Below are 26,293 nucleotides of genomic sequence, written 5' to 3'. Positions count from 1 at the left end.
ACTTTCGTCCGTGGGGGGTACGGAATGGAGATCGAAGTTCGTCATGCGCGCGTGGTGACGACGTTGGTGCAGGCGGGCAGCATTTCCAAGGCCGCAGGGATGCTGAACCTGCCACAGCCGAGTGTCAGCGCGTTGTTGCGCAGAATTGAGCGGACGCTGGGTGGAGACCTGTTCGTGCGGTCGAAAACCGGTATCACGCCGACGTTGTTCGGCCAGCGCCTGATCCCGAAGCTCGCGCGCCTGGTGCTGCACGCCGACGACGTGCTGGCGGAGGCGTTGGCCGGCAACTCGAACGTGCTCCGGTTCGGCAATGCGGAATGGACACCCACGGCACTGCACGAGGCGCTGCAGAAGTCGTTGTCGGATCTGCGGATCCAGACCGCGACCATGAGTCCGCACGCCTCGGTCGAGGCGGTGTACGGCGGCACGCTGACCGCCGCGCTGGTGCCTGTCCTGAAAGGGGCGGCGCACGCGCGGATGTCCGAACCCGTGCTGGCGTCGAAGGGTGTGACGCGCGAACCCGTATGGCTCGCCCTGCCGTCCGGGCACCCGCTCACGTTGCGCGACACGGCGACGCTGGCCGACCTGGCGAAGCTGACCTGGGTGCGCCGCTCCGCAGGCGACTGGTTCCACCCGGTGGAGCAGTGGCTGTTCAACCAGCTCAAGGAGCACAGCCCCGTGGTGCTGCACTACGTCTGCGGGCACGCGGAGGCGATGAGCTGGGTCCGCGACGCCGGGGCCGCGTGCCTCGTGGCGCCGGGCGGGATCGGTGCCGACGTGGGCGTCGTCGGGATCGCCGATGCGCCGGTCATCGAGTTCGCCCTGACGTGGCGCAGGGGTTCCGTGCATCCGCAGACGTTGCGCCGGCTCGTCGAGACCATCCGGGAGTACCACTACGACCGGGCCAGGGCGACGCCGCGGTACTGGTCGTTCATGGTGGAGAACGCGCACGACTTTCCCGGTTTCGCGCGCTATCTGAGGACGGCCGAGCCGAAGTAGCGGACGTTCCCGGTGATCTCGATGGGGTGATCCACGACATGGCGTGGATTGGCGTGAGCATGGACGTGCATCAGTCGCGGCTGGTGGCGCGGCGGAGAGTCGCGCCGGCGATGAACTGACCGGCCTGTGCGAATCGCAACGCGTCAGGTCGGCACGAACGCGGGCAGGACGGCGTCGACCTGGAAGCCGCCGTCGTCGGTCGGGCCCGCGGTGAGGGTGCCGCCGACCATCTCCACGCGGCCGCGCAGGCCGAGCAGCCCGCTGCCGGACCCGGTCAGCGCTTCGTCCGGGGTGGACGACGGCCTGGTGTTGCGGATGACCGCGCGGACGCTGCTCGGTCCACAGTGGATGGTGATCTCGGTGAGGGCGCCGGGAGCGTGCTTGTGCACGTTCGTCAGCGATTCCTGCACCACCCGGTACATCGTGCGGCGCACGGCGGGGGAGATGGTGTCCGCGTCGCCGTGCTCGGTCAGGGTGACCTCCAGCCCGGTCGCGGTGGAGTCGGCGACGAGCCGGGAGAGCCGGTCGGGCAGCACGTCCGGGATGCGCGGGGTGCGACCGGAGCGCAGCACGCCGACGAGGTCGCGCAGCTCGGCCAGTGCCTGGAGGCCCGCGGTGCGCAGTTCCTCGGCGGCCGCGCGCACGTCGTCGTCCTTCGCGGCGACCCGCAACGCACCGGCGTGCAGCACCATCAGGTTCAGCCGGTGGGTGACGACGTCGTGCATCTCGGCGGCGAGCCGGGTGCGTTCGTCGGCGCGGGCCTGCTCGGCCAGCAGCTCACGTTCCCGTTCGGCGAGCGCCCGCACGAGCCTGCCCCGCTCGCCGAGGTACAGGCCCGCCAGACCGGCGATCACGATCAGGCCGGGGCCGGTGAGGCCGTCCGGCACCGTCCACACCGCCGCGCCGGCCAGCCAGGCGGCGGCGTGCACGAGCACGAGCCAGTGGTGCCTCGTGGTGCGGGCGACGGAGTACGCGGACACGACCGAGGCGTAGGTCGGGGTGAGCAGGGTGAGGAAAGCGATTGCCGAGCTCGACGTGACGGGGTGCGTGCGCCGCCAGCAGAGCGCCAACGCCGACAGCAGGTGAATGCTGACGTAGAACGTCGGTGAGCCGGCGACGAGGTGGGACGGAGCGGGCGGCACGAACTCGCGCCACATGCCCAGCGCTGCCACGAGCAGCACCAGCGCCAGATCTCCGGCCCGTGTCACCTGGGTGACGATACTGCGGGCTTTGTGCCCCGGATCACCTACTTGAGCAGGGCGTTGACCCTACTTTCGCAGGTGGCGACCCGTGGTGATTCCGCCTGCCGGACACGTGCGTCCGTTGGCTGCGCTTTCCTGCTTCGGGCGATATCCGGTTGCGCCTCTCGTACAGTGTATGGGAGCCTTGACCTCATGATCTTCTGACTCCACCACCGCGTCCCAGATTGGTTTCCGGCTGTGGGGAGTTTTGCTTTGTCAGGTCAGTTGACGCTCAGGAAGATCACGAAGAAGTACGGCCACCGGCGGGTGCTCGACGACGTCTCGCTGACGGTCCGGCCGGGCGAGAAGCTCGGTGTGGTCGGGGAGAACGGCTCCGGCAAGTCGACGTTGCTGCGGCTCGTCGCCGGGCAGGACGTGCCGGACGACGGCGAGGTCACCGTGGTCGCCGAGGGCGTCGGGTACCTCGCGCAGGTGCTCGACCTGCCCGCGGAGGCGACGGCCGGTGACGCGATCGACGCCGCGCTGGCCGACATTCGCCTGCTGGAGCAGCAGATCGCCGCCGCGGCCGCACAGGAGAGGCTCGAGGAGTTCGGTGAGCTGCTCATCGCCTTCGAGCTGCGCGACGGCTACTCGGCGGACGCACGGGTCGGGCCGCCCTGTCGGCGCTCGGTGTGGACGTGAGCGCGGACAGGCCGCTCGGCACGTTGTCCGGCGGGCAACGGGCGAGGCTGGCGCTCGCCGGTGTGCTGTCGGCGCAACCGGAACTGCTGCTGCTCGACGAGCCCACCAACCACCTCGACGACCAGGCGCTCGCCTGGCTGGAGAACAGGTTGCGGCGGCACCGCGGCACGCTGGTCGTGGTGACGCACGACCGGCTCCTGCTGGAACGGGTGACCACGGCGGTCGTCGAGGTCGAGAACCGGTCCGTCACCCGCTACGGCAACGGTTACGCGGGCTACGTCGCCGAAAAGCGGGCGGCGCGGCAGCGGTGGGAGCAGGCCTACGCGGAGTGGGTCGGCGAGATCGGGCACTGGACCGAGTGGCGCGGCACGACGGCACACCGCGTCGCGCCGGGACGCGCGATCCCGGACCACAACAAGTGCAAGTACAACGGCGACGGCCGCCGCGTGCAGGCGTCGATCAGGACGCGGGTGCGCAGCGCGTCCGAACGGCTGGAGCGGCTGCGTGCCGCACCGGTGCCGAAGCCGCCGGAACCGTTGCGCCTCAACGCTCCTCTCGACGCGGCCGTGCGCGAGGGCGTCGTCCTCGAAGTGCGGGACGTCAGTGTCGGCCAACGGATGTGCGTCGGAGATTTCACGGTCAGAGCAGGACAACGGTTGCTGGTGACCGGCCCGAACGGCGCCGGCAAGTCGACGTTGCTCGACGTGCTGGCCGGCAGGCTCCACCCGGACCGGGGTACGGTCAGCCGCACCGGTGCCGTCGGCTACCTGCCGCAGGAAACCGTTGTGCGCGAACCGAAGAAGACAGTGCTGGACGCTTTCGGTGGCAGCGCGGAAGAGCTGGAGGCATTGGGTCTGTTCCGTGCGGAGGACTTCGCCGTCCCGGTCGGCGCGTTGTCGATCGGGCAACGCAGGAGGCTCGCCCTGGCAAGGCTTCTGGCGGCGGAGTCCGACGTGCTGCTGCTGGACGAGCCGACGAACCACCTGTCGCTCGCGCTGGTGGAGGAACTGGAGGCCGCGCTCGCCGGCTACCCCGGCGCGGTCGTCGTGGCGTCGCACGACCGGTCGCTGCGCCGGAGGTGGCGGGGAGGGGAGCTCGCACTGGCTGCTGCCGATCGTCTCAGGTACGGCGGATCGTCCCTGGCAGAGCCGCGGTTGCGGTGATCAGCCGTTCGGTTGTGCGCCCGTTCGGCTGACGGTCGTATCCGCGTGCGCCGGATGTCGTTGACGAGTGCATGACCTGTGACAACGAAGTCCCGGTCCCCGAAGCCCGGGTCCCGGTGCGTCGCCGGCAGTTCCTCACGTTCCTGGTCGCCGCGCCGGTGCTCACCGTCGCGGTGCCCGGCACGGCCGAGGCCGTCCTCCCGACCCTGCCGCAACCGGCCGAGATCCTGGATCTCGGCGAGATCCTCATCCTGGCCGGAACCCCGACCGCGGGCGCGCTCGCCGTGCTCAGCGTCGGCGAAAACGGCGTCGTCACCCTCGACCTGCCCCGTGCCGAGGTCGGCCAGGGCATCACCACGGCCTGCGCGATGCTCGTCGCGGAGGAGCTCGACCTGCCGCTCGACCAGGTGCGCGTCACGCTCGCCGACGCGCGGCCCGAGCTGCTGATGAACCAGCTCACGGGCGGGTCGAACACGATGCGGTCGGTGTACGGCCCGGTCCGTCAGGCGGCGGCGGCCGCACGGGCCAGGCTGCTCGCCGCGGCGTCGAAGCAGGAGGGCGTCGCGGTCGAACGGCTGTCCACCCGAGACGGTGCCGTGGTCCTGCCCGACGGCCGGTCCGTCGCCTACGGGTTGCTGACCTCGGCGGCCGCGCAGCTGACCGGGGTGTTCGCGGCGCAACCGAAACCCGTGTCGGAACACCGGCTCGTCGGCACGCCGCAGTCGCGCATCGACGCCCGTGCCATGGTCACCGGGCAGTTCAAGTACACGCTCGACCACGACGTGCCGGGCGCGATGCCCACGGTCGTGCGCCGCCCGCCGACGATCAACGGCTCGGTGCGGTCGGTCGACTCGGCGGCGGCGAAGGCGATGCCCGGCGTGCTCGCGATCGGCGTCGTGCCCACGGGTGTCGCGGTGGTGGCCGAGACGTTCGGCCAGGCCATGGCCGCACGGGACGCGCTGAAGGTCACCTGGAACCCCGGCACGGTCGACGCGTTGTCGGACAAGGAGATCCGCGAGAAGCTCCGGGCCGCCGCACTGCCGTTCGCCGTCCCGCCGCTGCTGACCCAGCACGTGGACATGGAGTTCGACTTCGCGTTCGTCAGCCACGCGCCGATGGAGACGAACTCGGCGATCGCGGACGTCCGCGACGACCGGGCCGAGATCTGGGCTGGGCTGAAGTCGCCGATCGTGGCGCAGCAGAGGATCGCCGCGGCCATCGGACTGCCCGAGTCCGCGGTCAAGGTGCACGTGGTGCAGGGCGGCGGTTCGTTCGGGCGCAGGCTCTTCTTCGACGCCGCGATGGAGGCCGCGCAGATCTCCAAGGCCTTGCGGCGGCCGGTGAAGCTCATGTGGAGCCGCGTCGACGACATGCGGCACGGCCGGGCTCGCGCCGCCAGCCACCACAAGCTGCGGGCGACGTTCGGGCTCGGCAACGTGCTGACGTTCGAGCACCGCGTGGCGTCCGTGGAGACCGACTTCCGGCACGGCCTCGGCGAGATCCTCACCGCCACCGCCGCGTCGCTGCCGGTCGGGGGCAACCTCTCGTTCGCGCAGACGGTGTTCCTCACGACGTGCAAGGTGCCGTACAACTTCGGCGTGGTGACCTCGCTGCTCAACGAGGTGCCGCTGCGCATGCACACCGGCTCGTGGCGGTCGGTCTACTCCGCGAACACCCGTGGCGCGGAGGAGATCCTGGTCGACCGGCTGGCGGCCAGGATGGGCAAGGACCCTGTCGCGTTCCGCCGCGAGCACCTCAAGGACGCCCGGCAGCGCGCGGTGCTGGACAAGGTCGCCGCGGAGGGCGGGTGGGGCCGCGCGATGCCGAAGGGGTTCGCCCAGGGCATCGGGTTCCACGACGAGTACAGGTCGTGCACGGCCTGCCTGGTCGAGATCGACGCCCGCGACCCGCGGAACCCGCGCGTGGTGAGGGCGGTGATCGCGGTCGACGTCGGCAGGGTGATCAACCCGCGCGGCCTGCAGGCGCAGATGCTCGGCGGCCTGACCGACGCGATCTCCACCACGCTGCGCGCCGGCCTGCACATCGACAAGGGCCTGCCGCTGGAGGGCTCGTACTCCCAGTTCCACTACGCGCGGCAGAAGGACGCGCCGACGGACGTGCGGATCTTCGTGATGCCGGCGAACGGCGAACCGGGCGGGGCGGGCGAGCTCGGCGTACCGGCGGCGGTCGGCGCGATCGCCAACGCCTACGCGCGCGCCACCGGTGTGGTGCCGCGCAGCTTCCCGATCATCTTCCCGGTCGACTTCGAGCCGTTCCCGCGCTGAAGGAGCGTCCCCTGTGCCTACCTACACCCTGATCGTCAACGGGAAGCCGGTCACCGTCGAGGCTCCCGCCGACATGGCACTGCTCTGGGTGCTGCGCGACAAGCTCGGCGTGCGCGGCCCGAAGTACGGCTGCGGCATCGGCGTCTGCCGGGCCTGCACGTCCCACCTCAACGGCGCGGAGATCCAGCCGTGCGTCACGCCGGTCGCGGACTGCGCCGGGCAGGAGGTGACCACGATCGAGGGGCTGGCGTCCGGTGACGACCTGCACCCGGTCCAGGAGGCGTGGCTGGAGCAGGACGTCGCCCAGTGCGGCTACTGCCAGCCCGGTCAGATCATGGCCGCGGCGGCTTTGCTCCGGACGAAGAAGGAGATCTCGGACGAGGACATCGACCGGATCGCGAACGTCTGCCGGTGCGGCACCTACTTCCGCATCCGGCAGGCGATCAAGGCGGCGGCAGCCAAGATGTGAGTGTGCGTGCACGCAAACTTGCGTGCACGCACACAATTCTTCTAGTCTCGGTGTCATGCGCGCCAAAGGCATCGCGTACGACACCGGTTTCGTGCGCCACGGAGATATCTCGCTGGAGAAGTTCGACCTCGACGCGGTCAGGCGGGACCTCACCGCCATCAGGGACGACCTGCACTGCAACGCCGTCCACCTCGTCGGCGGTGATCCGGAACGCCTCGACCAGGCGGCGGAGATCGCCGCCGACCTGGGTCTGGAGATCTGGTTCTCGCCGTACCCGCTGGAGCTGGCCCCGTCCGAGATCCTCGAGCTGTTCGGGGACTGTGCGCGGCGGGCCGAGCGGATCCGGCTGGGAGGTGCCGAGGTCGTGTTCGTGACGGGCGTCGAGCTCAGCATCATGAACCCGGGCTTCCTGCCCGGCGACGGCGTCGCGCAGCGGCTGTCCCAACTCCTGGGGCAGCCGCAGCGGATGGCCGAGGCCAGTGCTTGCCTCAACGGGTTCCTCGCCGAGGCCGTTGCTGTGGTGCGGAAGCACTTCCGTGGCAAGCTCACCTACGCCTGCATCCCGTTCGAGAACCCCGACTGGGACCTGTTCGACATCAAGTCGTTCGAGCTGATCCGCTCGGCCGAGGTCGCCGACGTGTACGCGGCGAGCATCAGAAACGTTGTGGCGCAGGGAAAACCGGTCGCCATCACCGGTTTCGGCACGGCCCCCTGGCGCGGTTCGGGGGCCGTGGCGCCGCGCAGCATGGAGATCGTCGACTACGACGACGCCGGTCTGCCGGTGCGGGTGAAGGACGGCCACGTCCGCGACGAGGCCGAGCAGGCCACGTACCTGCGCGAGGTGCTGGAGACCTTCGAGGCGGAGGGGGTCGACGCGGCGTTCGTCTACCTGTTCGCGCTCGGCAACTACCCGCACCGGCCGGACGATCCTGGTCGTGACCTCGACATCGCGAGTTTCGGCGTGGTCAAGGTCTACGAGGACGGCACCTGGGAGCCCAAGGCCGCGTTCGGCGCGGTGGCCGAGGTCTACGGCCGGATTTAAACCGCTTGGCGCGCAACAGAACGACCGCCAGACTTGTGGGCACCATGAGCAGCAGGTTGCGCGCGATCGCCCACGACACCGTCGCCATCTCGGAGCGCGGTTCCTACTCCAGCGGCGCGGGCGAGGTCTCCATCGCCGTGGCTCCGGCTGTGGCGGGAACCCGGCTGCACCTGCCGGACGAGGTGCTGTCACTGCCGTCGGAGACTGAGGGCGTGCGGATCGACGTCACCAACGAGTCCACTTTGGAGGCGGCGCGCCGGCTCGGTGGCGACCTCGCCTGCCTGGTCTTCGCGTCCGCGCGCAATCCCGGCGGAGGGTTCCTCAACGGCGCGCAGGCGCAGGAGGAGAGCATCGCCCGTGCGTCGGCGCTCTATCCCTGCCTGCGTGCCGCCGGCGACTTCTACGCCCATCACCGCGCGAACGAGGACCTCACCTACACCGATCGCGTGATCTATTCACCGCGCGTACCGGTGTTCAAGGACGACAAGGGCACCCTGCTGCCGCAGCCATACGAGGTCTCGTTCCTCACCGCCGCGGCGCCGAACCGGTCGGCGATCCTGCGCGGCCAGCCCGAACGCGCCGAGGGCATCCCCGTCGCGTTGCTGCGGCGTGCCATCCGCGTGCTGCACGTCGCCGCGTCGCACGGCCACCGCCGGCTCGTGCTGGGCGCCTGGGGCTGCGGCGTCTTCGGCAACGACCCGGCCACCGTCGCGGAGGTCTTCCGGGTCGCGCTGCGGGACAACCGCTTCTTCGACCACGTCGTCTTCGCCGTGCTGGACCGGCAGCGGGGAACGCCGACGCTGGCCGCCTTCGCCGACGCCCTCGGCTGACAGCGGAGATCATCAGGCCTCTGACCTGCGGTGAGCCATGATGGCACCACTCTGAGCCAGATCCTCTTGCCGGTGGTGCCACCGTGTGCCATAGTGGTGCCATGGATCTGACCCCGTATGTGGCTTCGCTCGGTCGCGAGCTGCTCGCCGCCGTCGAGACCGGCGGTGAGGAAGCGAGCGCGCTGGTCGAGCGGCTGACCGTGACGATGGAGTCGGCGATCCGGCTGGCGCTGCTCGAGGCGCTCTCCGCCGCCGCCGACGAGATCACCGCGGACCTGGCGCCGGACTCGGTGCAGGTGCAGCTGCGGGGCCGTGATCCGAAGTTCGTCGTGGCGCGCCGGCCGGTCGAGCAGCCGGCCGCCGTCGCGCCGGAACCCGTCGCCGCGCCGCCCGCCGAGGACGTGGCGGCCGGCTTCGACGACGGCACCACCGTGCGCATCAACGTCCGCCTGCCCGAACCGCTCAAGGCCGCGATCGACGAGGCCGCGGCCAAGGAGGGCCGTTCGGTCAACGCGTGGCTCGTGCGTGCCGCGTCGGCGCAGCTGAACCCGAAGCGCGACACCGCCACCGAAACGCTGACGGGCATCCCCGCCGCCCAGCGTTTCGTCGGCTGGGTGCGTTAGTTCCAGCGCCTTCTCCACTTCGCCCCGGCCTGCGGGGATGTTCCACCGACACCTTCTGAGGGGACAGCCATGCCAAAATTCGAGACCCCACAACCGATTTCCGTACAGCTCGACATCTACGCGGGCTTCGTTCAGGTCGTCGCGAGCGACCGCGCCGACACGGTGGTCGACGTGCGGCCGTCCGACCCGTCCGACAACTCCGACGTCGAGGCCGCGCGGAAGACCCGCGTCGACTACGCCGACGGCGTGCTGACGGTCCGCGGGGTGAAGCGGACCTTCGACTTCTCCAGGAAGACCAGGTCGGTCGACGTGGTGATCGAGCTTCCGGCCAGGTCGAAGGTGGACCTCGACGTGACGGCGGGCAGCACCCGCACCACCGGGGTCCTGGGGGAGACCTCGGTCGACATGTCGGCGGGGACCATCCGCCTCGACCGCACCGGACCGTTGAAGGCGGACACCGGCGTAGGCGAGGTCCACGTCGGAGCGGTCTCGGGCAACGCCGACGTCAAGACCGGCAGCGGGCACGTCCGCGTCGGGTCGGTCGACGGGTCGCTCACCGTCAAGAACTCCAACGGCAACACCGAGATCGGCACGGTCGAGGGCGCGCTGCGGGTCCGCGCGGCCAACGGCGACATCGCCGCTGAGCGCGTCGGCGCGTTGCTGGAAGCCAGCAGTGCCATGGGATCGATCATCATCGGCGAGGTCGTGCGCGACACCGCCACGCTGAACACCGCGATGGGCGGCATCGAGATCGGGATCGCCCAGGGCACCGCCGCGTGGCTCGACGTCAACACCGGGTTCGGCCGCGTGAACAGCGCGCTCGAGGGCAGCGACGGCCCCGGCAACTCCACGGAGACCGTCAAGGTCACCGCCTACACGTCCTTCGGCGACATCACCGTCCGCCGTGCCTGAGGGGAACTCCATGTACGCGATCAAGGCGACCGGCCTGCGCCGGTCCTACGGCGACAACGAAGTGCTCAAGGGCGTCGGCCTGAACGTCGAGCGCGGCACCGTCTTCTCGTTGCTCGGTGCGAACGGCGCCGGCAAGACCACCACCGTCAAGATCCTCTCCACGCTGATCCGCGCGGGCGGCGGCAGCGCGTCCGTCGCCGGCCACGACGTGACGGGAGATCCCGGCGCCGTCCGCGCCGCCATCGGGGTCACGGGCCAGTTCTCCGCCGTCGACAACCTGATGACGGGCCGGGAGAACCTGAAGCTGATGGCCGACCTGCACCACCTCGCCAAGGCCGACGGCAGGCGCAGGGTCGAGCAGTTGCTGGAGCAGTTCGACCTGGTCGACGCTGCCGGCAAGTCGGCTTCGACCTACTCCGGCGGCATGCGGCGCCGGCTCGACCTCGCCATGACGCTCGTCGGGTCGCCCCAGGTGATCTTCCTGGACGAGCCGACCACCGGACTCGACCCGCGCAGCCGCCGCACCATGTGGCAGATCGTGCGGGAGCTCGTCGCGAGCGGCGTCACGATCTTCCTCACCACCCAGTACCTGGAGGAGGCGGACGAGCTCGCCGACCGGATCGCGGTGCTGGACCACGGCCGGATCGTCGCCGAGGGCACCGCGGACGAGCTCAAGCGCCGCATCCCCGGCGGCCACGTCCTGTTGCGGTTCACCGATCCCCGGCACCTCGAAGCCGCCACCCGGATCGTCCGCGGCGCGTCCCGCGACGGCGAGGCGCTCGCCCTGCGCGTGCCGAGCGACGGCAGCGTCAGCGCGCTCAAGGCGTTGCTCGACCGGCTCGACGAGAACTCGGTCCTCGTCGACTCGCTCAGCACGCACACGCCCGACCTCGACGACGTCTTCCTCGCCCTCACCGGCACCAGGGACAAGGTGACCCAGCCATGACCTACGTACTGACCGACTCGGCGACGATGGTGCGCCGCAACCTGAAGCGGATGATCCGCTACCCGTCGATGACGTTCCAGCTCCTGATCATGCCGGTCGTCTTCCTGCTGCTGTTCGTCTACGTCTTCGGCGGCACGCTCGGCGCCGGGCTCGGCGGGCCGGCCGGCGGGCGCGCGGAGTACCTCAGCTTCGTCACGCCGACGATCGTCCTGATGGCGATCACCTCCGCGGTGCAGGGCACGAGCATCTCGATCGCGATGGACATGACCGAGGGCATCGTCGACCGCTTCCGCACCATGGCGATCGCCCGCGTGTCCGTCCTCACCGGACACGTGATCGGCAGCCTGGTCCAGACGCTCCTCGCCATGACGTTCGTCTTCGGCGTCGCGGTCGTGATCGGTTTCCGTCCCCAGGCGAGCGCGCTCGACTGGCCCGTGCTGGCCGGCCTGCTGGTGGCCATGGCGTTCGCGCTCATCTGGTTCTCCGCCGCGCTCGGCCTCGCGAGCAAGTCGGTCGAGTCGTCGAGCAACGTCGGCCTGCCGCTGATCCTGCTTCCGTTCTTCGGCAACGGTTTCGTGCCGACGGACTCCATGCCCACGGTGCTGCGCTGGTTCGCCGAGTACCAGCCGTTCACCCCGTTCATCGACGCCCTGCGCGGCCTGCTGATGGGCACGCCGATCGGCAACAGCGGCTACATCGCCTTCGCCTGGTGCCTCGTCATCGGGTTCGGCGGCTACCTGTGGTCCAAGAAGCTCTTCAACCGCGAATCAACTCGCTGAAGGAGATTCCTGTCATGCAGCACGGCCTTCCCACGGAACGCGACGTCAGTCCGTTCGACCCGCCCAGTCAGATCACCTCGCTGCGCTCCACCCGCCCGGTCAGCCCGATGCTCTTCGCCGACGGTCACGAGGGCTGGCTCGTCACCGGCTACGAGGTGGTCCGGCAAGCCCTGGCGGACACCAGGTTCAGCTCGCGGCAGGACCTCGGCATCCTGCACATGCCGTACCCGACGCCCGGCATGCCGGAGCAGACCGAGCCGTCCCCGCAGGAACCGGGCGTGTTCCTCAGCATGGACCCGCCGGACCACACCCGGTTGCGGCGCAAGCTCACCGGAGCCTTCACCGTCAGGCGGATGAAGGCACTGGAGGACGGCATCATCGAGATCACCGAACGGCAGCTGGACGAGCTGGCGAAGCTCACCCCGCCGGTCGACCTGGTGCGCGAGTTCGCGCTTCCGGTGCCGTCACTGGTGATCTGCGAGATGCTCGGCGTTCCCTACGCGGACCGCGAGACGTTCCAGTCGAACTCCTCCAAGTTCATGGAACGGGACGTCGCCCTCGACGACAAGATCGCCGCGTACGTCGCGATCAACACCTACCTGGCCGGGCTCATCACGGGCAAGCGCGCGGAACCCGGTGACGACCTGCTGTCCGACCTGGCCCGCGACGAGGACCTCAGCATCGAGGAACTGACCGGCATGGCGTTCCTGCTGCTGCTCGCGGGCCACGAGACCACCGCGAACATGCTGGCACTGGGCACGTTCGCGCTGCTCGAGCACCCGGAGCAGATGGCAGCGCTGCGATCAGCGCCGGAACTGGTGCCCGACGCCGTCGAGGAACTGCTGCGCTACCTGACCGTCACGGACATCTTCTTCCGTTACGCCGCAGAGGACATCGAGTTCTTCGGGGAGACGATCCGGGAAGGTTCGACGGTCATCCTGTCGCTGCTGGCGGGCAACCACGACCCGGAGCGCTACGACGACGCCGGCACGTTGGACGTGCACCGCAACGCTCGTGGCCACCTGGCGTTCGGCCACGGCGTGCACCAGTGCCTCGGTCAGCAGCTGGCCCGCATCGAGATGCGCGCCGGGTTCGAGGGACTGCTGCGCCGCTTCCCGTCGCTGGAACTCGCCGTTCCCGCCGGCGAGGTGAAGCTCAGGACGGACATGAACATCTACGGCGTGCACGCCCTGCCGGTCACCTGGGCGTAACTGCCCGTCAGACGGTGAAACCACCGTCAGCGTTGATGCTGGCGCCGGTGACGTACGCACCGGCCTCACCCGCCAACGCCGCCACCACCTCGGCGATCTCCGCCGGTTTTCCGTAGCGTCCCAACGCGGTCAGCCCGCGGATCGTCTCCGCCATCGGCCCGTCGGCCGGGTTCATGTCGGTGTCGGTGGGACCGGGATTCACGATGTTCGCGGTGATGCCCAGCGGGCCCAGCTCGCGGGCGAGACCCTTCGTCATCCCGATCAACGCCGTTTTGCTCGCCGAATACAGGGCGAAGCCGGGAAACGGCGCGTACACGGCCACATTGCTGCCAATGCTGATGATCCGGCCGCCCTCACGCATGTGCTGTGCCGCTGCGCGCGCCGCGAGAAACGGCGCGCGCACGTTCACGGCCATCGTGTGGTCGAACTCTTCCCGGCCCAGCTCCGCCAGCGGCCCCACCTGGAACACCCCGGCGTTGTTGACGAGCACGTCGAGCCGTCCGAAGTGGACCGCGGTCTGTTCGACCGCGGCCACCACGGCGTCCGGATCGGCACTGTCCGCCTGGATCGCGAAACCGTTGTCCGGCTTGGTGTTCTGGTAGGTGACCGCGACCCGCGCACCCAGTGCGGTGAGCTTCTCGGCCACCGCGGCCCCGATGCCGCGGCTCCCGCCGGTGACGAGAGCCGCTTTCCCTGCAAGTGATCCCATGCCGATCAGCCTGGCGGAATCCTCACGTGAGTTCTGGCGGGAATCGGACCGTCAGTTGCTGCCTCGGGTGTAGGCCCACGCGGTGCGGTTGAGGGAGTCCTCGATGCCGGTGAAGCCCTCGTTCGGGTTGAGCACGTCCTCGTGGAAGTCGACGTCCTCGTCGTCCGCCGTGCCACCGACGCCGTCCGGCCCGACGCCGAACATGCCCGCCGGGTTGCCGCCCTGGTCCATGAGGCTGTTGACCGCGTTGAACTGGTCCTGGTGCCAGCTGCCCGACATGTGCCCCGCCTCGTGGGCGGTGATGTTGCCGATCGCCCTGCCGATGAACGTGGTCTTGTCGCTGGCCGGGGTGATGTAGGTGTTCAGCGAGGTGCGTGACTGGCCGGCGGGCAGGCTGAGCACGTCCAGCAGCACCAGCGCGGTCTCCTCCTTGCCGAAGTTGCCCGCGTCGATCGACTGGGCGATGCCGACGGTCGAGATGCCGGACTCGGCGATCGAGCCACCGATGACGACCCTGCTGACGTTCGGCCGGCCCCACGGGTCGGCGTGGTCGCGGCTGTTGAGGACGCGCACGGCGAACCGCCTGTTGGTGCCCTTGGCGGCGAGGTCGTGCTCGATGCTCTCCTTCACCGACGCGACCACGGCGTCGATCACCGCGTTCTCGTCGGGGGCGGCGAGGCCCCAGCCGGGCAGGAACGTCTTCAGCGCGGACAGGTTCCGGTTGCCCGCCGAGGCCGGGTCGATCGCGAAGATCCGGGTGTTGACCCGCGCGCCGTCGAAGTCGAGGAAGATCGTCAGCACCTCGGGACGCGGGTTGAGCTCCGAGCCGGGTCGGTAGGCCTCGACGGTGACGTCGTAGCGGCCCTGACCGTTCTCGACGCCGACGGTGTAGCGGCCGTCGCGCGGTGCCACGAAGTCCGCCACGGCGTTGCCACCGGCGGGCAGCGGCGAGTGCTCGGAGAACACGAAGCTGAAGTCCTGCGACGAACCGAAGACCTCACGCCCGGCCGGGTCGTGGACCATCACCCTGGTCGCCCGGCCCGCCGCCGAGGCGCCCAGCACGTCGCCCGCCCTGAGGTCGACGGAGAAGAAGTCCCTGTCCACCTGGCCGTCGCCGGTCGCGATGGTCACCTCGTACGGGCCCTCGGTGGTGACCCGCTTGCCGGTGCCGGGCTTCATCGGATCGGCGGGGATCGAGCCGGGGCCCGCTCCGGCGACCATGACGTAGACGTCGGTTCCGGCGGGGACGAACACCTGCAGCCTGCTGTCGGTGTCGCCGGCGAGGTTGTCGTTCTGGCCGATGAGCCCGCCGGCCGCGTCGAAGGCGGCGAGGAACGTGTCCAGGCCACCGGACGGCGTGTGCGTCTCGACGGTGGCCCGCATGCCGGTCGTGCCGCCGGAGAGCTTGTGGAAGTCGTGGTCCCCGGTGCCGTCGCCCGCGCTGCCGTGCGGACCGTCACCGATCGTCCCGGTGGTCTTCAGAGCCCTGCCGCGCGCCGGCACGCCCGTGTCGCCGGCCAGCGGGATCGCGTCGTCGGTCTCGGCGAACGGCGGGACGGCGGGGATCGTCGGGTCGCCCGCGAGGTCACCGGTGAGCGCGAGCTTCGCGTTCTTGCCCCTGCCGGTGCCGAACCCGGCCACGTGCTCGGCGCCGGCCGGCGTGTCGTTGGCGCCCTGGCCGGTCTCCTTCTCGGTGTAGGTCAACGGAGCGCCGGCGGTCCGGGCGGTCGCACGGGACTGCTTGCGGGCCTCCCGGTTGCGGTGCACGGCGGCCCAGTCGACCTGGGCCTCGGCCGGCTGGATGGCCAGCATCGGATCGGGCTGGGCCGGTGCGGCGGCGGGCTCGGCGGTGGACTGGCCGCTGACGACGAGCGTCAGTGCCGCACCTGCCGCGAACACGCCGAAGAGACGTTTGCGCATGTGTGGTTCCCCCAGTTCGGTCTTCGACCGAGGAAACCAGCGCGGCAGGGGCGGGGGAGCGTTTCGGAGAGGCTTTGTCCGCTTTCGGACATTAGTGCAGCACTAGTGGATCAGACCGCGGCTTTTCGCAGCGGAGCCGCCACCTCGTGCAGGTGCTCCAGCACGTAACCGTACGAGCGGAACAGCCCGCACTGCGCGTAGGAGATCCCGCGCTGGGTGCAGAACTCGCTCACGATCACCTGCGCGTGCCGCAGCGCGGGCCGGGGCATGCTCGGGAACAGGTGGTGCTCGATCTGGTAGTTCAGCCCGCCCAGCAGGACGTCCACGAACCAGCCGCCACGGATGTTGCGCGAGGTCAGCACCTGCTTGCGGAGGAAGTCGAGCGAGTGCCCGGCGGACAGCACCGGCATGCCCTTGTGGTTCGGGGCGAACGAACACCCCATGTAGAGGCCCCACAGGCCCTGGTGCACGAGGATGAACGCGACGGCGTACACGGGGGAGAGCACCCAGAACACCACGCCGAGGTACACCACGACGTTCGCGATCATCAGGAACCGCTCGCGGCCGGAGTGCCGGATCGAGTGCCAGTGCAGCGCGAAGCCTTCGAGCAGGAGCAACGGGAAGAACAACACCGCCTGGTGCGAGGCGATCCACCGCAGCAGACCGCGCTTGGTCTCGCCCTGCCGTTGCGTGAACGCGAGGACCGAGATGTCGACGTCCGGGTCCTCGTCCTCGTGGTTCGGGTTGGCGTGGTGCCGGTTGTGCTTGCCGTTCCACCAGTCGTAGCTCACACCGGTCAGTCCGCCGTGGACGTAACCGGCGATCTCGTTCCACTTCCGCGTGCTGAAGATCTGCTTGTGCCCGGCGTCGTGCCCGATGAACGCGAGCTGCGTGGTCATCACCGCCAGCACAGCCGCCACCGCGAGTTGCCACCACGAGTCGCCCACCAGCGCGAACGCCACCCAGGCCCCGGCGTACAGGGCGAGGTTCACGGCGATGCGGACGTAGTAGTACCCGCGTCGTCGTTCGAGCAGCCCGGCCTGTTTGACCAGGGCTGACAACTGGGCGAAGTCGCTCGCCTGCCGAAGCACCATTTGCGCAGAATGCCAGATGCCGTCCACATCTCCACGCACGCGTGATGAAGTCGGCGCGAACCACACACGTCGGCGTGACACCGTCGTGCCGCGCCAGGACCGTTCCGGGGAGCTCCGCGAGGGACCGCGGGTCATGTGAGTGACATCGCCATCAAGGGGTCCGTGGTGGGTTTCGCCGACCCTCCTCGTGGCTCGATGGTGAGAGCGACCTTCTGCGCGCCGGACAACCCCGAGGCCAGCACCGGCGCCGCAGGCGAGTCGAGCAGTCCGGCCGAGCGCGGGCCGTCCGGGCCGACGACCCAGAGCTGGTAGGTCCTGCCGTCGGGCGCCTCCGGCAGGTTCCTGGTGAGGAACAGCAGTTCGTCGCGGCCGGCCGACACGACCACGGTGCCGCTGGTGCCGTTCGGGAGGGTGCCGCTGATGAGTCTCGCGTCCGGCGTGGACAGCAGGTCGGAGAACCGGCCGTACTCGCTCGAGAGCTGGGCGAGCTGCCGTTCCTGGCTGGACTGCGTGTACTCGACCGTCACGAAGAACGCCGCGACCAGGCAGGCCGCCGCGAGGAGGCCTCCCGCCCAGCGCGTGCGGCTCGTGCTCCGCGGCATCCGTACCGCGTGGGGAGAGACCTGGCGTGTCTCGGCCGCGGCCGAGAGCACGCGGGCCCGCAGGTGGGCGGGTGGTGCGAACTCCACCGCCGCACCGAGACGCGCAGCGGTGGCCGTGAGCTCGGCGACCTCGACACCGCAGCTCTCGCAGCGGACCAGGTGTGCCTCGAAGGCGGCCCGTTCGACCTCCGACAACGCGTTCACCGAGTAGGCACCGGTGAGCGTGTGCAGATCAGCGGATGTGGTCCTCATCCGGTCACCCCCATGCAGTCGCGCAGTCTGATCAGGCCGTCGCGCATCCTGGTCTTGACCGTGCCGAGCGGGATGCTCAGCAGGCTCGCGACCTCCGGATAGGAGTAGCCCTGGTAGTAGGCGAGCAGCACGGACTCGCGTTGCAGCTCGGTCAGGAAGCTCAGGCACCGGCGTACCTGGCGTTGTTCGAGCCGGCCGTTGACCTGCTCGCTCACCTCGTCGAACGGCCTGGCCGGGTCGAGGCGGGCCGCGCGGTCCTCGCGGTGCACCGCGGCCTGCGCGGACCGGACCCGGTCGACGGCACGGCGGTGCGTCAGCGTGAGGATCCAGGTGTTGGCGCTGCCTCGGCCGGGATCGAACCTGGTCGCCGTCCGCCACACCTCGAGCATCACCTCCTGGAACACCTCTTCCGACTGCGCCTGGTCCCGCAGCACGCGCCTGATCAGCCCGAACACCACGCCGGACATCAGGTCGTACAACCGCTCGAACGCGGCCTCGTCGCCTCGTGCCACCAGCGCCAGCAGGTCGTCGGGCGTCGGCTCGGCCGGGCGGGCGGCGTCGGACGGAACGCCCTGCAACGACCGCTCACGGTTCGGCATCGTGGGTCCTCTCCTCGCCTCGTCCTCTGTTGTTCGTGCCAGGGGCCGCGTTGGATCGGTGGTGAATGTGCCGTCACATTCCGGTCAGCCGCGGCGGGTAACGGGTTCATAACCGCACCCATCCGTTCTCCAGGGCGTGCCGAATCACGGTCAGCAACTGCTCGACCACCCCTTGGAGATGTCCTGTCATGAACAAGACCGTCCGCAGCACCGTCCTGGCCGCCGGCGCCGTCTCGCTCGCCCTCTTCGGCGCTGCCTGCGGCTCGAGTGACATGGCCGGCACCGGCACCTCGTCCAGCGCCGCTCCCACCTCCACGGCGACGACCTCGTCGGCCGCGATGGCCGACCCGGCCCGCGACCTCGTCGGCCCCGGCTGTGCCGACTACGCCAAGCAGGTTCCCTCCGGCTCCGGTTCCGTGTCGGGCATGGCCGCCGACCCGGTCGCCGTCGCGGCGAGCAACAACCCGCTGCTCACGACGCTGGTCAGCGCCGTGTCCGGCAAGCTCAACCCGAAGGTCGACCTCGTCTCGACGCTCAACGGCAGCGAGTTCACCGTCTTCGCGCCGGTCGACTCGGCGTTCGCGAAGATCGACGCCGCCACGATCGAGAAGCTCAAGACCGACGACGCGCTGCTCACCAAGATCCTGACCTACCACGTGGTCCCCGGCCAGATCTCGCCCGACAAGATCACCGGCGAGCAGAAGACCGTCCAGACCGGCACCGTCAAGGTCACCGGCTCCGGCGACGCGCTGAAGGTCAACGACGCCAACGTGATCTGCGGCGGCGTGCACACCGCCAACGCCACCGTCTACCTGATCGACTCGGTGCTGATGCCCGCCTGACCCGCGCGTTCCAGCCGGTTCTCCGACGGCGCCACGCGTGGTACCCGCGCACCCACCTCCGCGACCTGCGGGCGTGGGTGCGTTTGGGTTTTCGGCCGTTATGGGCCGGCTGGGGCTTGTCGCAGCCTGAGCGTCACGTCGAGGCCTCCCTGCGGCCGGGGCACGGCCACGATGTCGCCCTGGTGGGAGCGGCTGATCGCGCGGGCGATCGACAGGCCGAGGCCGAATCCGCGTTCACCCGCCGTGCGTTCCCGGTCGAGGCGGCGGAAGGGCTGGAAGAGCAGGTCGACCTCGTAGGGTCGTACGACGGGTCCGGAGTTGCTGACGGTGACGGTGCTCCAGCCGTTGTCCGAGCCGGTCCGCACGCTGACCCAGCCGTCGGGAGCGTTGTGCCGGATGGCGTTCTCGGTCAGGTTCTGGATCAGTCGTTCGAGCATGACCGCGTCACCGAGCACGGGCGCCGGTGCGAGAGCCGCCGGTTCCATCCGGACCGCGGCAGCCCCGGCGGCGCGTTCGAGCTGCCCGATGACGTGCCCGGTGACGTCGGACAGGTCGAGCGGCGTGCGCTCGACCAGCTCGTTCTCGCTGTCGGCCAGGGTCAGCAGGCCGTCGATGAGCCGTTCGTGCCGCGAGTTGATCTCCAGCAGCGACTCGCCGAGCCGCACGGCGTCCTTCGACGTCTCCGGGCGGGTGACGGTGATCTCGATCAGTGCGCGTTTCACCGCGAGCGGGGTGCGCAGCTCGTGGGACGCGTTGGCGATGAAGCGTTGCTGCCCGCCGAACGCGTGGTCGAGGCGTTCCAGCATCGCGTTGAACGTCCGGGCGAGCTCGGTGATCTCGTCGCGAGGCCCGGTGTGCGCGATGCGTTCGTGCAGGCCACGGCTCGCGCCCGAGGAGGCGATGCGGTTCGCGGTCTCGGTGATCTTGTGCACGGGCTGCAGCGCGCGCCGCGCCAGCAGCCACCCGAGCAGTGCCGCGACCAGCCCGACCACGGCCAGGGTGAACGCGCCCTTGGTGACCAGCGAGTTGAGGATCTCCTGGCGCTGCTGCTCCTGCGCCGCCTGCAGGGTGGCCGCCAGCTGGGCGACCTCCTCGGTCCTCTGGTCCCTGTCCGGCAGCAGGCCGAACCGGGTCAGCGCGAGGCGAATCGCGTCGGAGTCGGGCGCGCCGAGCTTGGTGCGGTCGAGGATCTGCCAGACCAGCACGTAGGTCAGGGTCAGCAGGACCGCGCCACCCGCGAAGAACAGCGAGCCGTACAGGGCGGTCAGCCGGCCGCGGATCGTCCAGTTGCGCGGCAGCAGGCGGTTCATCGGATCCGGTACCCCACGCCCGCGACCGTCTCCACGACCGGCGGGTCACCGAGCTTGCGGCGCAGTTTCATCATGGTCACCCGCACGACGTTGGTGAACGGGTCGATGTGCTCGTCCCACACCTTTTCCAGCAGCTGCTCGGTGGACACCACCGCGCCGTCGGCACGGACGAGCTCGGTCAGCAACGCGAACTCCTTGTTGGTCAACGAGATCGGCTGACCGTCGCGGCCGGCTCGGCGTCTGCCGGGATCGATCGTCAGCCCGGCTCGCTCCAGCACCGGCGGCACGGCGGGCCTGGCTCTCCTGAGCAGCGCGTGCACCCGCGCGGACAGCTCGACGAACGCGAACGGCTTCGGCAGGTAGTCGTCGGCACCGAGACCCAGTCCCGCCACGCGGTCACGGACGCCCGAGGCGGCGGTGAGCATCAGGATCCGGGTCGGGCCACCCGTGACCGAGCGGCACACCTCGTCGCCGTGGACCACCGGGATGTCGCGGTCCAGCACGAGCACGTCGTAGTCGTTCACGGCGAGCCGGTCCAGCGCCTCGTCGCCGCGGTGCACGACGTCCACCGCGAACGTCTCCCGCCGCAGCCACTCGGCGATCGCGTCGGCGAGGATCGGTTCGTCCTCGACCACCAGTATTCGCATGGTTCCCATCATCGGCGAGGTGGCCATAACGCCGCCGTTAACTCCGCTCAGCGAGTTACGCCGTGGTTATCGCCGTCCTGCTCGACTGTGGCGTGTCCACATCGGAGGGAGAACAGGGCCATGCGACGAACCGTGGCGGTACTCACCTTGCTCGTGCTCCTCGGGGCGTGCGGCAGTGAGCCGGATCCGAACGAGGGCATCGCGTCCGCGGGCGGGGACGGCACCGGCTCGCCGTCGACCAGCACGTCCCAGGCGGGCACCACCGAGGAGCAGAACCAGAAGTTCGCCAAGTGCATGCGCGACAACGGCATCAACGTGCCCGATCCGGGCCCGGACGGGTTCGGCGACTGGGACAGGTCCGAGATCGATCCCGCGAGCCCGGCGTTCCAGAAGGCCATGGAGGCCTGCCAGTCGGTGCTGCCCGGCGGCAAGGACCTGAGCGCCGCCGACCCGGAGTTGGTCGACCAGCTGCGTCAGCTCACGCAATGCCTGCGGGACAACGGGGTCGACGTGCCCGACCCGGATCCCAACAGCCCGAACCTCGGCATGGGCGAGATGCTGACCATCGACCGGAACAGCCCGGCGTTCCAGAAGGCGATAGAGGCGTGCCGGGACAAGATGCCGGAAGGACGCGGCCGGTGAAACGAACCGCACGCCTGGCCGTCGGCCTGGGAGCCGTGGTCGTCGTGGCCGGGGCTGGAGGCGTGGCAGCCTTCGGGCTCGGCGGAACGGATCCGGCGCCGCCACCGGCCGGTACACGGCCGCCAGGCACGGCCAAGGTCACGTCGAGCACGCTGACCAGCACCGAGAAGGTGGCCGGAACCCTGGGACACGGCACGCCGAACCCGTTGCTGCGGACCGGTGAGGGAACCGTGACCTGGCTGCCCGCGCCCGGCGAGGTGCTCACCCGCGGCAAGATCGCGCTCTCGGTCGACGACCGGCCGGTTCCCGCGCTCCACGGGACCATCCCGCCGTATCGGACGTTGCAGCCCGGCGTCGAGGGCAACGACGTCGAGCAGTTCGAGGAGAACCTGCACGCGCTGGGGTACAAGGGATTCACGGTCGACAACGAGTTCACCTGGGCCACCGCGACCGCGGTCAGGCAGTGGCAGAAGGATCTCGGCAAGCCGCAGAACGGGACGGTGCAGCGTTCCGACGTCGTGGTCGTGCCGGGCGAGGTGCGCGTCGCCGAGCTGAAGGCACAGGTCGGCGCACCGGCCAACGGCCAGATCCTCACCTACACCGCGACGACGAAGACGGTCACGGTCGACCTGGACGTGGCCAAGCAACACCTTGTCGGCCAAGGGACTTCGGCGACCGTCACGCTGCCCGATGGCAAGACCGTGCCCGCGACGGTGGCGTCGGTCGGCAGCGTCGCGACGGCAGCGCCCGCCGAGCAGGGCAGCTCCACCACGAGCACGATCGAGGTCGTGGTGGAGCTGGCGGATCAGGCGGCGGCGGGCCGGCTCGACTCGGCGCCGGTCGACGTCACCCTGGTGTCGGGCAAGCGCGAGAACGTGCTCGCGGTCCCCGTCGGCGCGCTGGTGGCGCTGGCCGAAGGTGGTTATGGCGTGCAGGTCGTCGAGGGATCCGGCAGCAGGTACGTCGCCGTGGAGACGGGCATGTTCGCCGACGGCAAGGTGGAGGTCAAGGGCTCCGGGATCAGCGAGGGAGTCGTCGTGGGGGTGCCGAAGTGACCCCGGTCGTCGAGCTGCGCGGGGTCAGCAGGGTGTACTCCGGTGACGTGACCGCGCTGGACAACGTGAGCGTGTCCATCTCCCGCGGGGAGTTCGTGGGAATCGTCGGGCCGTCCGGCTCGGGGAAGTCGACGATGCTCAACATGATCGGCACGCTGGACCTGCCGAGTTCAGGCAGCGTGCACGTGGACGACCACGACGTGCGCACCCTGACAGACCGCGAACTGTCCGCGCTGCGCGCCCGTGTGCTGGGTTTCGTGTTCCAGCAGTTCCACCTCGCCAGCGGTGTGTCCGCAGTGGACAACGTCGCCGACGGCCTGCTCTACACCGGAACGAACCTGCGCGAACGGAGAAGCCGGGCGAAGGCCGCGCTGGAGAGGGTCGGCCTGGCGCACCGGGTGGACCACCGGCCGCACGAGATGTCCGGCGGCGAACGGCAGCGCGTCGCGATCGCCCGCGCGGTCGTCGGGGAACCCGCGTTGCTGCTGGCGGACGAGCCGACCGGGAACCTCGACACCCAGTCAGGGGCGGGCGTGATCGCGTTGCTGCGCGAGCTGAACGAGACGGGCACGACGGTCGTCGTCATCACCCACGACCGGGACATCGCGGCCGGTCTGCCGCGCCAGGTGGACATGCGGGACGGGCGGATCATCGGTGATCGCCATGCCTGACCACCGGCTGCGTCCCGCGCGGCTGAGCGTCCGCGACGTGCTCAGGGTCGGGGGAGCGGGCCTGCGTGCCCGGCCGCTGCGGGTCTTCCTGTCGGCGCTGGGCATCGCGATCGGGATCGCGGCGATGATCGCGGTCGTCGGCATCTCCACCTCCAGCCGCGAGAACCTGGACCGGCAGCTCGCGGCGCTGGGCACGAACCTGCTCACCGTCGGCCCGGGCCAGTCGCTGTTCGGGGAGCAGAGCCACCTGCCGGACGACGCCATCGCGATGATCGACCGGATCGAGCCGGTGACCTCCACCTCGGCGACCGGGAAGGTGATGGGCGCCAAGGTGTACCGCAACGACCACGTCCCCGACGCGCAGTCCGGCGGGATCGCCGTGCTGGCGGCACGGACGAACCTCCTGGACACCGTGGGCGGCACGGTCGTCAGCGGCGCTTTCCTCAACGAGGCCAACGGCCGCTATCCCGCGGTCGTCCTCGGGCAGAAGGCCGCCGAACGGCTCGGCGTCGACGCGGCCGGCCCGCAACAGCAGGTCCACCTCGGCGAGCGGTGGTTCACCGTGGTCGGCGTGCTGGCCGCCGTACCGCTGGCACCCGAACTGGACACGGCCGCGCTGATCGGCTGGCCGGTCGCCGAGCAGTCGCTGAAGTTCGACGGCTACGCCACGACTGTCTACACGCGAGCGGATGAGCACGCCGTCGAGGCGGTGCAGTCCGTTCTCGCCGCGACAGCGAACCCGGAGAACCCCAACGAGGTCTCGGTCTCCCGCCCGTCCGACGCGCTGGCCGCCAAGCAGGCGACCGACCAGACGCTGAACGGGCTGCTGCTCGGGCTGGGCGCGGTCGCGTTGCTGGTCGGCGGTGTGGGCGTGGCCAACACGATGGTGATCTCCGTCCTGGAACGGCGCGCGGAGATCGGGCTGCGGCGGTCGCTCGGCGCGACGCGCGGACAGGTGCGCGTCCAGTTCATCGCGGAGTCCCTGCTGTTGTCCGCGTTGGGAGGCCTGGGCGGCGTACTGCTCGGTGTCGTGGTCACCGTCATCTACGCGTCCTACCAGGACTGGCCGTCCGTCGTGCCGGCGTGGGCGTCCGCCGACGGCGTCGCCGCGACGATGGTCATCGGCGTGGTCGCCGGGCTGTACCCGGCGATGCGGGCCAGCCGCATGTCACCGACCGAAGCACTGGCCACACCGTGACACACCGGCTGGTCGCCTGTGTGTCGTACGTGCGCGGCATCGGCGGTAGCGTCACCTGGAGGACTGATCCGGCTCAGCGGATCAACGAGACGACTCCCGGGTGAGGCGAGCGTGGCGTACGAACCGGTGGCGGCGGCGGAAGTCGACCTGACCCGTCCCAGCGCGGCCAGGGTGTACGACTACTACCTGGGCGGCGCCCACAACTTCGCCGCGGACCGCGAGATGGCCGAGCACGCGATCGCGATGTGGCCGGACCTGCCGCTGATCATGCAGGCCAACCGGGCCTTCCTGCGCCGCGCCGTCCGGTTCTGCGTCGACGCGGGCGTACGGCAGTTCCTCGACCTCGGCTCGGGCATCCCGACGGTGGGCAACGTCCACGAGGTCGCCCGCGACGCGGCCCCCGACGCGCGGGTCGTCTACGTGGACATCGACCCGGTCGCCGTCGCCTACAGCCGCAGCATCCTCGGCGACGACAACCAGACCGCGGTGGTGCACGCCGACCTGCGCAGCCCGGACCAGGTCCTCGGCAGCACCGAGGTGCGCTCGTTGCTGAACTTCGACGAGCCGGTCGCGGTCATGATGGTCGCGGTGCTGCACTTCGTACCCGACAGCGACGACCCGGCCGCCATCATCGCCGGATACCGCGACGCGATGGCACCCGGCAGCTTCCTGGCCGTCTCGCACGCCAGCCAGGACGGGCAACCCGAGAAAGCCGGCTCGCACCAAGATCTCTACCGCCGCACCCCGACTCCGATGACCATGCGCTCCAAGCCGCAGGTCGCCGACCTGCTGGCCGACTTCGACCTGGTCGACCCAGGAGTGGTGTTCCTGCCGCTGTGGCGGCCCGCGTCACTCGACGACGTCGACGACCACCCGGAGCGGTTCAGCGGGCTGGCCGCTGTCGGTCGCAAGCGCTGACCACTCGCCGGGCGCGTCCGGCTCTCCGGGCCGCGGAAATGGCGCGCGTAAGGGCAAAGGTATTTGCGCGAGCGTCCATGGCGGGTGAGTGAAGACTCCATCGGCAAGCGCCCACTACAGTCAGTGCCCTTCCGGGCATTTCTGCATGTGGGAGCACTCCAGTTATGGAGGGATGTTCCACTCGACCCCCGGATCGGTTTCCAACGTCGGCAGCTGGTTCAACGACAGGGCGACATCGGTCTGGAACCGGACCAGCTCCTGGGTGACGGTGTACGAACACTCCAATTATCAGTTCCAATACACCTGCACTCCAGGCGCCAGTTGTGTTCCTTATTGCATCGCCTTTGCGCCGGGATCGTCGGATGCGGCCATCGAGCCGCTGCTGAACGACGCGATCACGTCGTATCGGGTTGGAGAAAAGAACCCGAACTGCATCGTGCACAACTAAGGTCGTGGTTGTCGCGTTTTAGTGCAGTTCCGCCGCCTATCTCGGCGAAGTTCCTACCGGTGACCTTGGCGCCGCGGTAGGTGCCTTCGAAGGCGGCGGTGGCCGTCAGGCGTCCGTTGCCGCCGAGAACGATCTCCTGCCCCGGGCTACCGGTGACCTGCACCGTGAGACGGGTCTTCAGCGCCGGGATGCTGACGATCCACCGGGTCGGGTACCTCTGCCCAGGCGTGCGTCTCGCCGGTAG

At 69.8% G+C, this 26,293-nt stretch carries 25 protein-coding genes and 1 pseudogene; 18 read left to right on the top strand and 8 right to left on the bottom strand.

Annotated features, from left to right (window positions below):
* Nucleotides 1-24: 24 nt before the first annotated feature.
* Nucleotides 25-999, top strand: a complete 975-nt coding sequence (locus ACRSBM_RS32585) for a LysR family transcriptional regulator (RefSeq protein WP_434449330.1) — start codon at nt 25-27, stop codon at nt 997-999.
* 143 nt (nt 1,000-1,142) lie between these two features.
* Here ACRSBM_RS32585 and ACRSBM_RS32580 read toward each other — a convergent pair whose 3' ends face one another.
* Nucleotides 1,143-2,207, bottom strand: coding sequence for a sensor histidine kinase (locus ACRSBM_RS32580; protein WP_434449327.1), 1,065 nt, complete (start codon nt 2,205-2,207; stop codon nt 1,143-1,145).
* A 246-nt stretch (nt 2,208-2,453) separates the two neighbouring features.
* Between ACRSBM_RS32580 and ACRSBM_RS32575 the strand changes: the two are divergent.
* The 10 genes and pseudogenes from ACRSBM_RS32575 to ACRSBM_RS32530 all read left to right on the top strand — a co-directional run bounded on the left by ACRSBM_RS32575 (nt 2,454) and on the right by ACRSBM_RS32530 (nt 13,142).
* Nucleotides 2,454-4,045: pseudogene (locus ACRSBM_RS32575) on the top strand (ABC-F family ATP-binding cassette domain-containing protein).
* A 71-nt stretch (nt 4,046-4,116) separates the two neighbouring features.
* Complete coding sequence (locus tag ACRSBM_RS32570; protein ID WP_434449324.1) at nt 4,117-6,330, top strand: molybdopterin cofactor-binding domain-containing protein; 2,214 nt, start codon at nt 4,117-4,119, stop codon at nt 6,328-6,330.
* Between the two features lie 13 nt (nt 6,331-6,343).
* Complete coding sequence (locus ACRSBM_RS32565) at nt 6,344-6,799, top strand: (2Fe-2S)-binding protein (protein WP_434449321.1); 456 nt, start codon at nt 6,344-6,346, stop codon at nt 6,797-6,799.
* A gap of 55 nt (nt 6,800-6,854) precedes the next feature.
* Nucleotides 6,855-7,841: a hypothetical protein gene (locus ACRSBM_RS32560; RefSeq protein ID WP_434449318.1), complete on the top strand. Its 987-nt coding sequence runs from the start codon at nt 6,855-6,857 to the stop codon at nt 7,839-7,841.
* 44 nt (nt 7,842-7,885) lie between these two features.
* Nucleotides 7,886-8,671 (top strand): TIGR02452 family protein, encoded by a 786-nt coding sequence (locus ACRSBM_RS32555; protein ID WP_434449315.1) that lies wholly within the window; start codon nt 7,886-7,888, stop codon nt 8,669-8,671.
* A 101-nt stretch (nt 8,672-8,772) separates the two neighbouring features.
* A complete protein-coding gene (locus ACRSBM_RS32550; RefSeq protein ID WP_434449312.1) occupies nt 8,773-9,294 on the top strand; it encodes a ribbon-helix-helix protein, CopG family in 522 nt (173 codons plus the stop codon).
* A 69-nt stretch (nt 9,295-9,363) separates the two neighbouring features.
* Entirely contained in the window at nt 9,364-10,206 is an 843-nt protein-coding gene (locus tag ACRSBM_RS32545; protein WP_434449309.1) for a DUF4097 family beta strand repeat-containing protein, read from the top strand.
* A gap of 10 nt (nt 10,207-10,216) precedes the next feature.
* The gene (locus ACRSBM_RS32540) at nt 10,217-11,152 is read left to right on the top strand and encodes an ATP-binding cassette domain-containing protein (protein ID WP_434449306.1); all 936 of its coding nucleotides are present in this window, start codon (nt 10,217-10,219) and stop codon (nt 11,150-11,152) included.
* Nucleotides 11,149-11,931 (top strand): ABC transporter permease, encoded by a 783-nt coding sequence (locus ACRSBM_RS32535; protein ID WP_434449303.1) that lies wholly within the window; start codon nt 11,149-11,151, stop codon nt 11,929-11,931. The genes ACRSBM_RS32540 and ACRSBM_RS32535 overlap by 4 nt, the downstream gene beginning before the upstream one ends.
* Before the next feature lie 14 nt (nt 11,932-11,945).
* Nucleotides 11,946-13,142, top strand: a complete 1,197-nt coding sequence (locus tag ACRSBM_RS32530) for a cytochrome P450 (RefSeq protein ID WP_434449300.1) — start codon at nt 11,946-11,948, stop codon at nt 13,140-13,142.
* Between the two features lie 7 nt (nt 13,143-13,149).
* On the opposite strand, the gene ACRSBM_RS32525 is transcribed toward ACRSBM_RS32530, so the two are convergent.
* From ACRSBM_RS32525 to ACRSBM_RS32505, 5 genes are all read right to left on the bottom strand, one after another.
* Nucleotides 13,150-13,851, bottom strand: coding sequence for an SDR family NAD(P)-dependent oxidoreductase (locus tag ACRSBM_RS32525; RefSeq protein WP_434449297.1), 702 nt, complete (start codon nt 13,849-13,851; stop codon nt 13,150-13,152).
* Nucleotides 13,852-13,902: 51 nt separating this feature from the next.
* The gene (locus ACRSBM_RS32520) at nt 13,903-15,771 is read right to left on the bottom strand and encodes a hypothetical protein (RefSeq protein WP_434449293.1); all 1,869 of its coding nucleotides are present in this window, start codon (nt 15,769-15,771) and stop codon (nt 13,903-13,905) included.
* 110 nt (nt 15,772-15,881) lie between these two features.
* The gene (locus ACRSBM_RS32515; RefSeq protein ID WP_434449290.1) at nt 15,882-16,865 is read right to left on the bottom strand and encodes a fatty acid desaturase family protein; all 984 of its coding nucleotides are present in this window, start codon (nt 16,863-16,865) and stop codon (nt 15,882-15,884) included.
* Nucleotides 16,866-16,996: 131 nt separating this feature from the next.
* Nucleotides 16,997-17,719, bottom strand: a complete 723-nt coding sequence (locus ACRSBM_RS32510) for an anti-sigma factor (protein ID WP_434449287.1) — start codon at nt 17,717-17,719, stop codon at nt 16,997-16,999.
* On the bottom strand, nt 17,716-18,318 hold the full coding sequence (locus tag ACRSBM_RS32505; protein ID WP_434449284.1) for a sigma-70 family RNA polymerase sigma factor: 603 nt from the start codon (nt 18,316-18,318) through the stop codon (nt 17,716-17,718). The genes ACRSBM_RS32510 and ACRSBM_RS32505 overlap by 4 nt, the downstream gene beginning before the upstream one ends.
* A 188-nt stretch (nt 18,319-18,506) precedes the next feature.
* Between ACRSBM_RS32505 and ACRSBM_RS32500 the strand changes: the two genes are divergently transcribed.
* Complete coding sequence (locus ACRSBM_RS32500) at nt 18,507-19,160, top strand: fasciclin domain-containing protein (RefSeq protein WP_434449281.1); 654 nt, start codon at nt 18,507-18,509, stop codon at nt 19,158-19,160.
* 98 nt (nt 19,161-19,258) lie between these two features.
* Here the strand turns inward: ACRSBM_RS32500 and ACRSBM_RS32495 are convergent, their stop codons facing one another.
* Complete coding sequence (locus tag ACRSBM_RS32495; RefSeq protein ID WP_434449278.1) at nt 19,259-20,470, bottom strand: sensor histidine kinase; 1,212 nt, start codon at nt 20,468-20,470, stop codon at nt 19,259-19,261.
* Nucleotides 20,467-21,117 carry a response regulator transcription factor gene (locus ACRSBM_RS32490; protein ID WP_434449275.1) on the bottom strand — a complete coding sequence of 217 codons (651 nt, stop codon included), beginning with the start codon at nt 21,115-21,117 and terminating at the stop codon, nt 20,467-20,469. The genes ACRSBM_RS32495 and ACRSBM_RS32490 overlap by 4 nt, the downstream gene beginning before the upstream one ends.
* Nucleotides 21,118-21,237: 120 nt before the next feature.
* Here ACRSBM_RS32490 and ACRSBM_RS32485 point away from each other — a divergent pair, with 120 nt between their 5' ends.
* From ACRSBM_RS32485 to ACRSBM_RS32460, 6 genes are all read left to right on the top strand, one after another.
* Complete coding sequence (locus ACRSBM_RS32485; protein WP_434449272.1) at nt 21,238-21,759, top strand: hypothetical protein; 522 nt, start codon at nt 21,238-21,240, stop codon at nt 21,757-21,759.
* Complete coding sequence (locus ACRSBM_RS32480) at nt 21,756-22,814, top strand: peptidoglycan-binding protein (protein ID WP_434449270.1); 1,059 nt, start codon at nt 21,756-21,758, stop codon at nt 22,812-22,814. The genes ACRSBM_RS32485 and ACRSBM_RS32480 overlap by 4 nt, the downstream gene beginning before the upstream one ends.
* Nucleotides 22,811-23,485 carry an ABC transporter ATP-binding protein gene (locus ACRSBM_RS32475; protein WP_434449267.1) on the top strand — a complete coding sequence of 225 codons (675 nt, stop codon included), beginning with the start codon at nt 22,811-22,813 and terminating at the stop codon, nt 23,483-23,485. The genes ACRSBM_RS32480 and ACRSBM_RS32475 overlap by 4 nt, the downstream gene beginning before the upstream one ends.
* The gene (locus tag ACRSBM_RS32470) at nt 23,478-24,683 is read left to right on the top strand and encodes an ABC transporter permease (RefSeq protein WP_434453307.1); all 1,206 of its coding nucleotides are present in this window, start codon (nt 23,478-23,480) and stop codon (nt 24,681-24,683) included. The genes ACRSBM_RS32475 and ACRSBM_RS32470 overlap by 8 nt, the downstream gene beginning before the upstream one ends.
* Nucleotides 24,684-24,794: 111 nt before the next feature.
* Nucleotides 24,795-25,601 (top strand): SAM-dependent methyltransferase, encoded by an 807-nt coding sequence (locus ACRSBM_RS32465; protein ID WP_434449264.1) that lies wholly within the window; start codon nt 24,795-24,797, stop codon nt 25,599-25,601.
* An 88-nt stretch (nt 25,602-25,689) separates the two neighbouring features.
* Nucleotides 25,690-26,049: a peptidase inhibitor family I36 protein gene (locus ACRSBM_RS32460; RefSeq protein ID WP_434449262.1), complete on the top strand. Its 360-nt coding sequence runs from the start codon at nt 25,690-25,692 to the stop codon at nt 26,047-26,049.
* Nucleotides 26,050-26,293 lie beyond the last annotated feature (244 nt).

The sequence above is a fragment of the Lentzea xerophila genome, from assembly GCF_051094245.1.
Lineage (GTDB): Bacteria > Actinomycetota > Actinomycetes > Mycobacteriales > Pseudonocardiaceae > Lentzea > Lentzea xerophila.
Note: the sequence above shows the minus strand (reverse complement) of the source record. Positions and strands in the feature narration are given on the sequence as shown.